Genomic DNA, 14334 nt, shown 5'->3' on the forward strand with positions numbered 1-14334 from the left:
GAAAATTATTTATTGTTTACTGCACCACCTTCGACAACTAAATCTTCAGGATTGACGGCATCGCCATAAACTGGCTTTAATGTTTCTTCATAATCTTTATGGAAAAAGTTTTCAGAAGCTAATTTCTTGATATCATCATTGATAAAATTTAATAATTCCTTGTTGCCTTTTTGAACTGCTGGAGCAATAGTATCAATATTTCCCAGTGAGGTAATGCCGACGGTAAAACCTTTGTTTTTTAAAGCCCATGCCAGGACTTCTGTGTTGTCGGTGGAAAAGGCATCACCGCGGCCGTCGAGAAGGGCATTGTAAGTTTCGGTATATTGGTCGAACTTCAAAAGTTTTATATCAGGATAGTTTTTAGAAAAATATGTTTCGGCCGTTGTTCCTTTGGCGACGATCAACGTTTTTCCCTTCAATTGGTCAGGACTTGTAATAAGTGCACCATCCGGGGAAACGACGCCTAATGCCACCTTCATATATGGCAGGGCAAAGTCTACCTGTTCAGCACGTTCAGGGGTGACGGTAAAGTTGGCAAGAATGACATCGACTTTGCCGGTTTTTAAATATTCTACGCGATTTGCCGGTTCTACAGATACATATTTGACTTTTACACCCAGATCTTTGGCCAATCGATTACCATAATAGATATCGTAGCCTTGGTATTCACCATTTTGGTCTATGTAACCAAATGGAGCTTTATCACTGAATACACCGATGGTTATTTCACCACTTTTTTTAATGTCGTCAAGTGAACGAAAAGCAGTCGGAGAAGTGCTGCTTTGCTGCTGGGAGGTATCTGGGCTGCTTGCGCAGCCACTGACGAATACAGCTGCGGTCATAATAATGGCTGCTAAAAACAGTAAATGGATTTTTTTAAGACTCATTTCAATTACCTCTTCCTTTTTCTGCAATTATTTTACAGAATTAAATTCGAAACTGTTTAAAAATTGTTTGGCCCGGGTCGTTGAAGGTTGAGTGAAAAATTGTTCCGGGGTATTTTCCTCGACGATTTCACCATTGTCAAAGAAAAAAATTCGATCAGCTATTGCACGGGCAAAAGACATTTCGTGTGTTACAATCAGCATTGTCATTCCCTGCCGTACCAATCCTATTATTACGTCAAGGACTTCGCGAACCATTTCAGGGTCTAAAGAAGCAGTAACTTCGTCGAAAAGCATTATCTCCGGATTCAATATAAGTGCCCGGATCATGGCAATACGCTGCTTTTGTCCGCCGGACAACTGGCGGGGATAGAAGTTTTCCTTATCAGCCAAGCCTATTCTTGTCAATAATTTGCGTGCTGTCTGCTGTACTTCTGATTTCTTTCGCCGTTGTACTTGTAGTGCAGCCAGAGTAATATTGTCCATGACCGTCAGATGATTAAATAGTTCATAGCTTTGAAAAACCATGCCAATCTGTTGACAAATTAGTGAATGTGGCAATGACTCATCACTGATGCAGTTGTTTTTGAAATAAACAGCACCGTGGTTGATCTTTTCCAGTCCATTGATGCAGCGTAAAAAAGTTGATTTACCACAACCGGAAGGACCTACTATTACAATGACTTCACCTTTTTTTATTTCCATAGAGATATCTTTTAATACAGTATGGTTGTCATATGTTTTTTGCAGGTGCTCTATTTTTAGTAATATTTCTTGTTCCATATCATTATTTCTCCCATTTTTTTTCCAAATGTTGCGCAAGTATTGTCAGTGGCCAGCAGGAAAAAAAATACAGGAAAAATATTGTACCATATATCCATAGAGCTGCTGATGGTGCCGTATAACGATTTGCCTCAATTATCTGCTGGCCGGTTTTAAGCATCTCGACTACGCCGATCAATACTACCAATGAAGTGGTCATGATCATACGCGTGGCCAAATTCATCGCTGGCGGTATTATTTGCCGCAGTGCCTGAGGAAGTATGATGAATCTGTAGAGCTGCAGTTTACTGAACCCCAGGGCAGTGCCGCTTTCATATTGATCTTTTGGAATAGAAATGAAAGCGCTGCGCACCAGATCACCCATTTCGGCGGTTCCCCAAAGTATAAATACAATGACTGCCGCAGTAAAACCTGATAAATTTATGCCAACAGCCCGGGTTAATCCGAAGTAAGTCACGAATAAGAGGACAAGCTGTGGCATAATGCGGATAAATTCAAGATAAACACGTGTGACAATATGAATAATTGGATTACGCAGCGTCATCAACAGTCCCATTAGCGTACCCAGTAAACAGGATGCAATAATAGTTATGATTGATAATTTTAAAGTAACTACTAGCCCTAATAAAAGACGGACGCCATTTTCCCCATCAAAGAGTACGCGAATTCCCAAATCCTGCATAACGGATTCTCCTTTCCAATACCGCTGCCGCAAGAGAAATTGGAAGAAGTATAATGAGATATGCCGCTACAAGCAGTAATAAAGCCTCATCAGTTTTATAATATAAGCCAATTAAATCTTTGGCGACATAAATAAGGTCGGCCAGAGCAACTACGCTGAATACGGAAGTTTCCTTGATGAGAAAGATCACATTGGCACACAGTGGTGGGATGGAAACGGCAAGTGCCTGAGGTATAACGATATAACGCAGTGTCTGTATAGGCGAAAAGCCTAATGCCTGGGCTGATTCTATCTGAGATGGTGATATTGAATTGAGGCCGGCACGAAAAGCTTCAGCCATATAACTGCCACCTAACAAGGTGAGTCCGATAATAGCACAAGCTTCGCTGGAAATGTGAATTCCCAGTTTGGGTAAACCAAAATAAAGAAAAAACAGTTGCACTAAAAGAGGAGTGTTGCGGAAAAGCTGCACATATGCTGCGGATAACGGAGATAATAAAAAAATTTTTTTGTAGCGAATTACACTGATAGCAAGGCCGGTTATTGTTGCTAAAACTATACCGACAATAACCAATTGCAAAGTTAGTATAACAGCAGCCGCGTACATTGGAATAACCCTTTGCATAAATGCCCAATCCAAACTATCAGCTCCTTTCATGAATAAGTAAAAAAGGCCAAGCACAGTAAAAATACTGCACTTAGCCTTCAATTTTTTTGATCAGCCAGATATGCGTTATCGATTAATGGATATATTATCACGACATTAATATGTTGTCAATAAAAATATACTAAACTTGTATTATTAAGGAACTGGCAAATATATTGTTAAATTATATCTGCTGTTCGTAGGGAAGAACCTGTGCCAGATATTTTTTTCTCTGCAGGGCCAGTTTTATGTCATTGAGAATTTCAGGAGAATCGGCACAAACTGTATGAAAATGATAACCGGCAGTTATATTCATCAATGGTGTTGATTTACCAGTTTTTATATCGTTTAAGAAATTATTTACATCACGGCGATTTTTGATGTTCAGTTTGGCCTGCATTTTGCCATATACCCGGTGATTTATAATGACATCAAGAATAGTGCCGCCCTGATCCACTATGGTATATAGTTCATCAGCAATTTGTGCATTGCTGTGATGAACTTTAAAAATTTGAGTAAAACGATGTGTATCGCTGAAAATATAGCCGCGGTTAGTTGATGTTATTGGATAATCTTGTGCCCGTAATAATGCAATGTCCTGGACAACCACTTGGCGGCTGACATTGGCAAGTCGTCCTAAAGCAGTTCCTGATAAAGGTTTATTGGAGTTTTTTATGGCATTTATGATAAGCTCACGGCGTTTTTCTCCGGTCATAATCTCCCTCCCACTTTAACATTCAAATAGCTTAATCAGCAGTTACTGCTTAAAGTATCTGCAGATTTTTCATACTTATATCCAATATTGGTGCTGAGTGGGTCAACGCCCCACTAGATATATAGTCTACACCAACTGACAATAGTTTTTCAATGTTTTCTTTCGTTACGTTGCCGGAACACTCGGTTTGTGCCCGTCCGGCAATAATCTTTATTGCCTTTTTCATGTTTTCTATTGACATATTATCCAGCATTATAATGTCGGCGCCCGCTTCAACGGCATCTTTGACCATCGCAAGATTTTCAGTCTCTACTTCTATTTTGTGGACAAAAGGAACATATTTTTTTGCTGCCGCAATGGCCTGTTTTACACCACCGGCAGCATTGATGTGATTGTCTTTTAACAATACGCCGTCTGATAAATTGTAGCGATGATTTAAACCGCCGCCGACAGTAACGGCATATTTTTCAAAAATACGCATACACGGTGTAGTTTTACGTGTGTCCAAAAGTCTGGTAGGAGAGTTTTTTAATAATGTGACAACTCTTGCTGTATAAGTTGCTATGCCGCTCATTCGCTGTAAATAGTTGAGGGCTGTGCGTTCAGCTGATAACAGCACTCGTATGTCTCCGGTTATCACGGCAAGCTTTTCCCCTGATGATACTTTGCTGCCATCTTTAGTGTAAAATTTTATTTCAGTAGCTGAATCTAATAATTGAAAGACGCGTTCAAATATTTTTAATCCGGCGATTATACCGGTTTGTTTGCAAATAAGTTCCACAGATCCTTTTTTATAATGCGGCATCACGGAATTTGTCGAAATGTCCTCATTAGTTATATCCTCTTGTAAAGCCAGTTTTATATATTTGTCCGCGACTAATTGGAGCGTTACTGTATTCATATTGTCACCTTCTATAACATTCTTCCGGTAATTTCTGTCGCAGCTCGTTTGGCGAAGACAAGACTTTCCAGCAGACTGTTGCTTGCCAGGCGGTTTTTGCCGTGTACGCCGTTACAGCTTGTTTCACCGACGGCAAAAAGATTGGGCATAGTTGTTTCGGAATTGCTGTCAACGTGTATTCCTCCCATGAAATAATGCTGTGCCGGTACTATGGGAATGGGCTCTTGTAAAATATTGTAACCTTCTTCTTTACACTTTTCATAAATATGTGGAAAATGATTTAAAATAACGTCATCCGGAACTTTTTCAAAGGACATCCAGACATGTTTGGAATTTTCTTTTTTCATTTCAGCGTAGATAGCATTAGAAACTACATCTCGCGGCAATAATTCATTGACAAAACGATTCTGATGATTGTTTAATAGAACAGCATTTTCACCGCGTGCCGATTCTGATATCAGAAAACTGCGTCCTGGTGTTTGTGTGTAAAGACTTGTCGGATGTATTTGTACATAGTCCATATGTTCTAGTTCGATGCCATGTTTTTTGGCAATACGACAGCTGTCACCTGTCAGATGTGAAAAATTGGTGGAATGTTCATAAAGTCCACCGATACCTCCGGTAGCCATAACGACAAATGGTGCAGCAACAAGTATTTCCTGATTATCAGGCAAGGCCATTTTTATGCCGGTACAAATGTTATTGCAGGTTGTAATATCAGTCATTGTCGTATATTCCATCATTGTTATGTTAGACAAATTTTGCACATGCCGCAGTAGTGTGGTAGTGATTTCTTTACCGGTGACATCTTCATGAAAGCAAATGCGCGGGCGTGAATGGGCACCTTCTTTAGTGTATTGTAAAGACCCGTCGGGATTTTTGGCAAAACGTACGCCTAAATCTAATAGATTGTCAATGATACTGCGGCTGGAACGAATCATTATGGCAACACTTTCCTTGCGGTTTTCATAATGTCCGGCCCGCATAGTATCTTCAAAATAAGCATCGTAATCATTTGCATCGTGTAATACACAAATACCACCCTGAGCCAGCATGGAATCACTGCTTTGAATATCGGATTTTGTTATTATAAGTATGTTTTTGTCATGGGGAAGATTGAGTGCGGTATACAAACCGCCAACTCCGCAGCCAACAATAATGATATCGTAATTGTAATTTTCCATTTGTTATTCCTTTCAGCTTAGGCCAATTCTAACATTTTTGTCAGTGCTTTCCGAGCAGATACCGCCAACTCTGTCGGAACTGTTATAGCATTTTTACCAGTTTTTAAGACAGACAAGACATTTTCCAAAGTATTAAGTTTCATATTGAGACATTTGGGTGTTGTGTCGGGAAAATAGTATTTTTTGCTGGGACTGGTCTGTTCAAGCCGATGCTTTATACCGATTTCAGTGGCAATGATGAATTCACGATCGGTATTTTCAGCGGCAAATTTAATAATTCCGCTTGTGGAACCAATATAATCAGCTATTTTTATTATTGCGGCATTGCATTCGGGATGAACCAAAACTTTAACTGATGGATGTTCTTTTTTTAATCTGTTTATTTCCTGTACATCTATATGCTCGTGGATTGGACAAAAACCGTCGTTGAAAATAAAGTTTTTATCTGTCAGATGTCGGGCTACATAATGTCCTAAATTTTTATCAGGAATAAATAAAATATTTTTATTAGGCAGTTTACTGACAACGGTTATGGCATTGGCCGATGTTACGCAGACATCTGAGCAGGCTTTGGTCTCAGTCGTTGAGTTGACATAACATACTACGGCTAAATCAGTGTATCTTTTTCTGCTTTCCCGAATAAAATTATTATCGATCATATGGGCCATGAAACAATCGGCCCGTGCATCCGGCATCAGGACAATTTTTTGTGGATTGAGTATTTTGGCACATTCTCCCATAAATTTTACACCGGCAAAAACTATAGTGCGACATTTTATTTTGGCAGCAATTTTACTTAAATAAAAAGAATCACCGACATAATCAGCTATATCCTGTACTGCCGGGCAGGCGTAATAATGCGCCAAAATAACGGCATCTTGCTCTCGTTTTAATTTCAATAATTTTTCGTGGTCAACCATTAATTTTCTCCTATTGTCTGTCAAAATATTAAAAATGGCAGTTTTTTATTTATCTGAGTAACAGATATTAAATGCAGTATAGCAGATAATTTTACATATGACAAGACAGATATAATTGCAATGCATTGCAATTATATAAAGCCTGCCGCAAAAAAATTAAATATTATGACATTGTTTGATAATATTATCAAATAAATAAAATGTAAAACTGTATACAAAACACTTGCAATTTACTTTACTATATGATATTGTATAAGACATACGAAAAATGCGTTGCAGAGGAATAGTAGTATTTATTAGAACTCACAGAGAATTGCGGTTTGATGAAAAGCAATAGTTCGACTAAGTATGAACTCACCTTGAAGCAGCTCGCTGAAATGTTAAAAGTAGGCGCAGACGGGATCCGGCCGTTAAAACGGAACGATATAATATTGTTTTAAATTAAAACAATACGTATCTGTAAAAGTGTATATTGCTGCTTAGCAATGTAAATTAGAGTGGTACCGCGAAAGCTTAGCCTTTCGTCTCTTTGTAAGAGACGAAAGGCTTTTTTGTTTGTAAAATAACATGCCTGTTAAGTTACAAATGTATAATAATTGTGGTATCCAAAAAATTTATTATATTAGGCAGCTTAAAACACGGTAAAAATCGGTAATGCAATTGACTGGTTATCTGGCTAAGACATTTTTCAAAAATAAACAGGAGGAATTTGCCATGTATGATATGAGCAGCAGGAAGTATACTAAAAATTATTTCATACCACCAATAGTGGATATGAGCTGGACCAGGAAAGAATATCCTGCTAAAGCACCGGTGTGGTGCAGTGTTGATTTGCGGGACGGTAATCAGTCACTTGTTATTCCGATGAGTATTGATGAAAAAATAGAATTTTATAAGATGCTGGTAAAGATTGGTTTCAAGGAAATTGAGGTCGGATTTCCGGCGGCTTCTGAGACTGAATATGCTTTTTTGCGAACTTTAGTCGAAAAAGATTTGATCCCTGATGATGTTACTGTGCAGGTATTAACGCAGTCAAGAGAACATATAATAAAAAGAACTTTTGCCGCACTCGATGGTGTAAAAAATGCGATTGTTCATGTTTATAATTCTACTTCAGTCGCTCAGCGCGAACAGGTTTTTAAGAAATCACGGGAAGATATCAAAAAAATTGCTGTTGATGGGGCCGTTATGCTCAAAGAGTTAACCGCAGAAGCCGGGGAAAAATATCGGTTTGAATATTCACCGGAAAGTTTTACCGGAACCGAGGTGGACTACGCTTGCGAGGTTTGCAATGCAGTTCTTGATATTTGGCAGCCAAATTCTGACAGGAAAGCAATTATCAATCTGCCATCTACTGTGCAGATGTCAATGCCGCATATATATGCAGCACAAATCGCCTATATGTCACAGAATTTAAGTTATCGTGATAATGTTGTTTTGTCATTGCATCCGCATAATGACCGGGGTACAGGAGTAGCTGATTCAGAAATGGGGTTACTGGCTGGAGCTGATCGTATTGAAGGCACACTTTTTGGTAACGGAGAACGCACCGGTAATGCAGATGTGGTTACTATCGCTATGAATATGTATGCTCTTGGTGTTGATCCCAAACTTGATTTCAGTAATATGCCCGAGATAATCAGTATGTATGAAAATGTTACGCGTATGCATGTATATGAACGCCAACCCTATTCAGGAAGTCTCGTTTTTGCGGCATTTTCCGGTTCGCACCAGGATGCTATTGCCAAAGGAATGAAATGGCGGGAAGAAGAAAAACCAGAACATTGGACTGTACCGTATTTGCTTATTGATCCTAAGGATATTGGCAGGGAGTACGATGGTGATGTTATCAGAATCAATAGCCAATCGGGTAAGGGCGGTGTCGCATATATTATGGAACAAAAATATGGCCTTGATATGCCCAAAAAGATGCGGGAGGATTTTGGATACTGTGTCAAAAGTGTTTCTGATCATAAGCATAAGGAACTTTTACCGGATGAAATTTATAACATTTTTCAAGAAGCCTATGTCAATATTGAAAATCCCTTATCTTTGATAGATTTTAAATTGAATAAAACAGCAGATGGCATGCGGGATGGGCATTTGCATTTATATGTTAACGGACAGGAGAAAGTGCTGCCGGCTCGCGGCAACGGACGGTTGGATGCAGTAAGCAATGCTTTGCAAGAACAGCTGGGAATAAGATACAGTAATTTGATTTATAGTGAGCACGCTATGGAAATAGGTTCCACTTCAAGAGCTATGGCTTATATTGGTATAGCTGACGAAGATGATAATACTTCCTGGGGAGCGGGAATGGATACTGATATTATAACGGCTTCGGTGAAAGCTCTGCTGAGTGCAGTGAATAAAATGGCTAAGATAAAAACCATTATGGTATTGAAATAAATTATTTTTATGATAATTAAATATTTTAATAAAGGGATCGTCTGTTTTGCAATTTTGCGGGGAATTGTTTGATTGATTATGGTGCGTTCAGGTATGAATTATTCGGTAAATATATAATATTACTTGACAAATTATTTTTAAAATAATAGAATAAATGTCACAGCACTTAACAATTACAAAATTACAATATAATATGACGATAATAAATTTTATGAAGAGAAAGAGTACACATTTATCTTGTTTTATAGAGAGTCGATGGGCGGTGAAAATCGATAGGCAGGTTTTTGTGGAAAATCATCTCTGAAAAGCAACGCTGAAAAGAGTAAGTGGAGACGGTATTCCCCGTTACAGGAAAAGCGTATGTTGGTGCGCTGTGAGAGCATTCGTTGTAAACTAACGAATGAAGTTGGGTGGTAACACGGAAAATCCGTCCCTTTATTTTTAAGGGGCGGATTTTTGTTGTGGAAATTATAGTTGTCAGTTGTGCTGAAAAGTAAAAGGACAGTGGTTAAATTCAACAATAATATGCGGATATAGTCAATAGAAATTGAAGGAGAAGAGTAATGAAGATTTTTGATAATGTCAGTGGTTTTATAACTAAATATATGGCAGCACTTGTTTTGTTGATTGCAATAATAGCATTGCTGCAGCCATGGTCTTTTACTTGGGCTACTAAATATGTAACTTATTTGCTGGGAATCGTCATGTTTGGTATGGGGATGACTCTGCGCTGGAAAGATTTTGCGCTTGTGTTTACAAGGCCGCGTGATGTGTTTATCGGTTCGGCAGCACATTTTACAATAATGCCGGCTTTGGCATGGGGATTGGCTAAGGCTTTCGGGCTGCCGCCTGAACTGGCAGTAGGCGTTATTCTGGTAGGAACATGTCCAAGCGGAACATCATCCAATGTGATGTGTTTTCTTGCTAAAGGTGATGTAGCGTTGTCTGTTGCTATCGGAATAACGACGACAGTGCTGGCACCATTTATTACTCCATTGCTTACTTGGTATTTGGTTGGAGCATGGGTATCTATATCATTGGAAGCGATGTTTATTTCAATTTTTCAGGTAGTTGTGTTACCGATAGCATTAGGAATTGTAGTTAATAGATTTTTTGGCCGTTTTGTGCAAAAAGCGGTTAAGGTGCTGCCATTGATATCCGTGCTTGCTATTATGCTTATAGTCGGGGCGGTGGTATCTGCCAGTGCGCAAAAAATTATCCAGACAGGGCTTTTGATTATCGGTATTGTAATAATACATAATATCTGTGGTTATTTGTTGGGATACACGGCGGCCAAAATTGCCGGATTTGATATGCCAAAGCGTAAGGCAGTGTTATTTGAAGTAGGAATGCAAAATTCGGGCTTGGCTACATCGCTGGCACTTATGCATTTTGGTGCAGCGGCGGCTATACCAGGTGCTATATTTAGTGTATGGCATAATATCTCTGGCTCTTTATTGGCTAATATCCTGGCGGCGCGAACAAAAAACATTGTAAATAAAGGTGATGCGGTAGCTGCTGGGAAAACAACGATCCATGCGTGATAAGGCAATATTTAATTATTGAAGGGAAGTTATAAAAATGAAAAGTGATTTAGCAAAAAAAGGACCGGAACGTTCGGCACATCGTGCACTGTTCTATGCCATGGGATATGGGCCGGAAGACTTAAAAAAACCGATGATTGGGATCGTAAATGCTTTCAATGAAATAATTCCGGGACATATTCATCTGCGGACTATTGCTGAAGCGGCTAAACTGGGTGTTGCAGCAGCAGGCGGCATGCCGGTTGAATTTCCGGCAATTGGTATTTGTGATGGTATAGCTATGGGGCATCAGGGAATGAAATATTCTTTAGCCAGCCGGGAACTTATTGCTGATTCGATAGAGGCCGTTGCTGCCGGACATGCTTTTGACGGTTTGGTTTTAATTCCCAATTGCGATAAAATAGTTCCTGGAATGCTGATGGCCGCGGCGCGCCTTAATATTCCCTGTATTGTGGTAAGCGGCGGACCGATGCTTGCCGGTCGCCATAATGGACAAAATGTGAGCGTCAGCACGACTTTTGAAGCTGCCGGTAAATTTGCTGCAGGGAAAATGGACGCAACCGAAATGGCTTCGTTGGAAGCTGATGCTTGTCCGGGCTGTGGTTCTTGTTCCGGTCTTTTTACAGCTAATACGATGAATTGTTTGACTGAAGTATTAGGAATGGGATTGCCGGGAAATGGTACGATCCCAGCAGCTTATTTTGGACAGAGACGCCTTTTGGCAAAAAGAGCCGGCGAACTGATAATCGACTTGGTAAAAAATGATATAAAACCATGTGATATCATGACGAAACAGGCTTTTGAAAATGCAATGACTGTCGATATGGGAATTGGTGGTTCATCCAATACAGTACTTCATTTGACGGCCATTGCTCATGAAGCAGGTATTACGCTGCCGACACCTTTGTTTGATGAGATAAGTGCCCATACACCATATATAACAAAATTGAGTCCTGGCGGTACGCATCATATGCAGGATCTTAATGAAGCCGGCGGGATTTGTGCTGTAATGAAAGAACTTTCTCGTAAAAATCTCATTCATTTAGATGCACTGACAGTCGATGGTACAATTGGTGAGAGAATCAGCAATGCTGCTATAAAACGGCCGGATGTCATAAAAACAGTTGACGCGCCATATCGTAAAACCGGCGGTATTGCGGTTTTGAAAGGCAATCTGGCACCGGATTATGCAGTAGTGAAAGAAAGTGCTGTTACTGAAGATATGCTGTGTTATAAGGGAACGGCCAGGGTGTTTAATTCTGAAGAAGAAGCTATTGCTGCGATAACCAGCAGAAAGATAAAAAATGGTGATGTAGTTGTTATTCGTTATGAAGGCCCTAAGGGTGGTCCGGGAATGCGGGAGATGCTTAATCCGACAGCTGTTATTACAGGTATGGGATTGAAAGTAGCACTTATTACTGATGGAAGATTTTCCGGAGCAACGCGTGGTGCCTGTATCGGGCATGTTTCACCTGAAGCTATGGCAGGAGGACCGATAGCGCTTATAAAAGAAGGCGACATAATTAATATTGATATTCCGGGACGTAAACTGGAACTGGAGGTAGACGCGGCCGAAATGGAAAAACGTCGGGCAGGCTGGGTGAAACCCGAACCAAAAGTTAAGACAGGTTATTTATCCCGGTATGCTAAACTGACTACTTCAGCCAGTACAGGAGCCGTATTACAGTAAAATATCACTTAATTTAAAACAACTGCTATCAATAAAAGATAGCAGTTGTTTTAAATTAAGTAATGATTTTTACAAATTAAGTAATGATTTTTGTGAAAAAGTATTACATTATTTGGAATAATTTATTATAATTATTAACAGGTAAGAATTCGTCAATAATAATTTACTGTTAATTATTTGGTACAAGAAGGGATGATTGTTTTATGGATGTATATGTGGCACGACAGCCGATTTTAAATATAAATAAAGAAACAGTGGCATATGAGCTGTTGTTTCGTGATGGGTTTAAAAATGCCATGAGTGATAAAATTGACGGCTATGATGCCACCCAAAGCATCTTATACAACAGCATGGTTACTATTGGCCTAGAAAAAATAGCCAACAGAAAAAAAGTATTTGTAAATTTTACCGGAAAAAATATAAAAAATGGTGATGTATTATTATTGCCACCAGGGATGGTTTATATAGAAATATTGGAAAATACAGAACCGACAAAATCATTGATTGACATATGTAAACATTTACGAGAAAAAGGCTATAAATTTGCGTTGGATGATTTTGTTTTTGATCCTAAATATCAGCCGTTTATTGATTTAGCTGATATAATAAAGATTGATTTTATCATTACTAATACAGAGGCTGAACGGCAAAAAATGCGCGAAATAATTCCGGCACATGTTAAATTACTGGCAGAAAAAGTAGAAACTGAAGAAGAATATAAACAGGCTTTATCATTGGGTTATGAATATTTTCAGGGATATTTTTTTTGCAGACCGGTTATTATTTCACAAAAAGCTTTTCGTGTGAATTTAGCATCACAGTTTTTACTTTTGCGGGAGGTTAATCGTGTTAATATTAACATACAATCTGTAGAAGAAATAGTAAAGCAAGATGTATCATTGGTTCATAAACTGCTGAAATATATAAATTCACCTTATCTTGGTATTCGTAATAAGGTGCATAATATCAGGCAGGCTATTGCATTGCTGGGACTCAATGGCACGCGTAACTGGGTCAATTTGATATGTTTAAGGGATTTGTCAGCAGAAAAACCTAATGAATTATTTATTATGCTGCTTGTACGGGCTAAGCTTTGTGAAATTGTGGCGGCGGCGTTGAAAAATCCGGTGTTGAATAGTGAGACAGCTTTTTTAGTGGGGATGTTGTCACTGTCGGATGTTATTTTGGATCAGCCGATGGAACATGTTGTTAATGAATTGGGACTTGCTGACGAAATTAAAGAAGCACTGCTGTATAAAAAAAATCCAATTGGAGAATTGCTGCGGATGGTGATACACTATGAACGAGGCGAATGGAATGGCGTGCGTGACTGGTGCGTATTGAACCATTTTTCTGAACGCAAATTGGTTGATTTTTATAATGAAGCAGTGCATTGTGCAACGGAAATGACTGAAAATATGTATCAATAACCTAGATACAGAGGTGAAAATATGGCTAGACCGAAAAAATGGAGAAAAGTATGCTATTTACCTAAACAAAATAGATTCGGACCTTTGATGGAGGGAAAATTACCCAAAGATACTATTAATATGACCATTGATGAATATGAAACAATACGGTTAATTGATTTAGAAATGTTTACACAGGAAGATTGTGCCAAACAGATGAAGATAGCACGGACTACTGTACAAAAAATATATAATGGTGCAAGACAAAAATTAGCCGATTCATTGGTGAATGGAAAGCTATTAATAATAGCTGGTGGAGAATACGAGATTTGTGACGGCATGGAGAATTTTTGTATATGCAGCAGATGCCATAAACACAGATGTGCATTAGCTTCGCGGGATCAAAGTGAAAATTAGTTTTTGAAATGTTATTGACATATGATAATAATATGTTAGCATATAAATGACATATGTCATAAATTAATATAATAATTACATTATAATAGGTGTTATAATGTAATTTTATTGACATAGTGTGTTAATAAAGTGTTTGTGTAAGGAGACATA

The 14334-nt window shown here is 38.7% G+C and carries 13 protein-coding genes and 2 other annotated features; of the genes, 5 read left to right on the forward strand and 8 right to left on the reverse strand.

Features of this window, described 5'->3' with window-relative positions; genetic code table 11:
• Positions 1–5: 5 nt before the first annotated feature.
• The 8 genes from I6751_RS00695 to nadA form a co-directional block, all read right to left on the reverse strand.
• Entirely contained in the window at positions 6–887 is an 882-nt protein-coding gene (locus tag I6751_RS00695) for a cysteine ABC transporter substrate-binding protein (RefSeq protein WP_231037923.1), read from the reverse strand.
• 27 nt (positions 888–914) lie between these two features.
• Positions 915–1667, reverse strand: coding sequence for an amino acid ABC transporter ATP-binding protein (locus I6751_RS00700; protein ID WP_196591481.1), 753 nt, complete (start codon positions 1665–1667; stop codon positions 915–917).
• 4 nt (positions 1668–1671) lie between these two features.
• Positions 1672–2349, reverse strand: a complete 678-nt coding sequence (locus I6751_RS00705) for an amino acid ABC transporter permease (RefSeq protein ID WP_196591482.1) — start codon at positions 2347–2349, stop codon at positions 1672–1674.
• Entirely contained in the window at positions 2318–2989 is a 672-nt protein-coding gene (locus tag I6751_RS00710; protein ID WP_231037924.1) for an amino acid ABC transporter permease, read from the reverse strand. Before I6751_RS00710 ends, I6751_RS00705 begins: the two co-directional genes overlap by 32 nt.
• A 190-nt stretch (positions 2990–3179) precedes the next feature.
• Positions 3180–3710, reverse strand: a complete 531-nt coding sequence (locus tag I6751_RS00715; protein ID WP_196591483.1) for a transcription repressor NadR — start codon at positions 3708–3710, stop codon at positions 3180–3182.
• A 49-nt stretch (positions 3711–3759) separates the two neighbouring features.
• Positions 3760–4611 carry a carboxylating nicotinate-nucleotide diphosphorylase gene (gene nadC / locus I6751_RS00720; RefSeq protein ID WP_196591484.1) on the reverse strand — a complete coding sequence of 284 codons (852 nt, stop codon included), beginning with the start codon at positions 4609–4611 and terminating at the stop codon, positions 3760–3762.
• Between the two features lie 11 nt (positions 4612–4622).
• Complete coding sequence (locus I6751_RS00725) at positions 4623–5795, reverse strand: L-aspartate oxidase (RefSeq protein ID WP_196591485.1); 1173 nt, start codon at positions 5793–5795, stop codon at positions 4623–4625.
• Between the two features lie 17 nt (positions 5796–5812).
• Entirely contained in the window at positions 5813–6715 is a 903-nt protein-coding gene (gene nadA, locus I6751_RS00730; RefSeq protein WP_196591486.1) for a quinolinate synthase NadA, read from the reverse strand.
• A 264-nt stretch (positions 6716–6979) separates the two neighbouring features.
• Positions 6980–7247: a binding site (T-box leader), on the forward strand.
• 191 nt (positions 7248–7438) lie between these two features.
• Between nadA and I6751_RS00735 the strand changes: the two genes are divergently transcribed.
• The 5 genes from I6751_RS00735 to I6751_RS00755 all read left to right on the forward strand — a co-directional run bounded on the left by I6751_RS00735 (position 7439) and on the right by I6751_RS00755 (position 14184).
• Positions 7439–9124: a 2-isopropylmalate synthase gene (locus I6751_RS00735; RefSeq protein WP_182188742.1), complete on the forward strand. Its 1686-nt coding sequence runs from the start codon at positions 7439–7441 to the stop codon at positions 9122–9124.
• A gap of 202 nt (positions 9125–9326) precedes the next feature.
• Positions 9327–9562, forward strand: a binding site (T-box leader).
• 125 nt (positions 9563–9687) lie between these two features.
• A complete protein-coding gene (locus tag I6751_RS00740; protein ID WP_196591487.1) occupies positions 9688–10668 on the forward strand; it encodes a bile acid:sodium symporter family protein in 981 nt (326 codons plus the stop codon).
• 37 nt (positions 10669–10705) lie between these two features.
• Positions 10706–12358 (forward strand): dihydroxy-acid dehydratase, encoded by a 1653-nt coding sequence (gene ilvD, locus I6751_RS00745; RefSeq protein ID WP_196591488.1) that lies wholly within the window; start codon positions 10706–10708, stop codon positions 12356–12358.
• Positions 12359–12561: 203 nt separating this feature from the next.
• Positions 12562–13788, forward strand: coding sequence for an EAL and HDOD domain-containing protein (locus I6751_RS00750; protein ID WP_196591489.1), 1227 nt, complete (start codon positions 12562–12564; stop codon positions 13786–13788).
• Between the two features lie 21 nt (positions 13789–13809).
• Positions 13810–14184 carry a DUF134 domain-containing protein gene (locus I6751_RS00755; RefSeq protein WP_182186781.1) on the forward strand — a complete coding sequence of 125 codons (375 nt, stop codon included), beginning with the start codon at positions 13810–13812 and terminating at the stop codon, positions 14182–14184.
• Positions 14185–14334 lie beyond the last annotated feature (150 nt).

Source organism: Pectinatus frisingensis (assembly GCF_015732285.1).
GTDB classification, from domain to species: Bacteria; Bacillota; Negativicutes; order Selenomonadales; family Selenomonadaceae; genus Pectinatus; species Pectinatus frisingensis.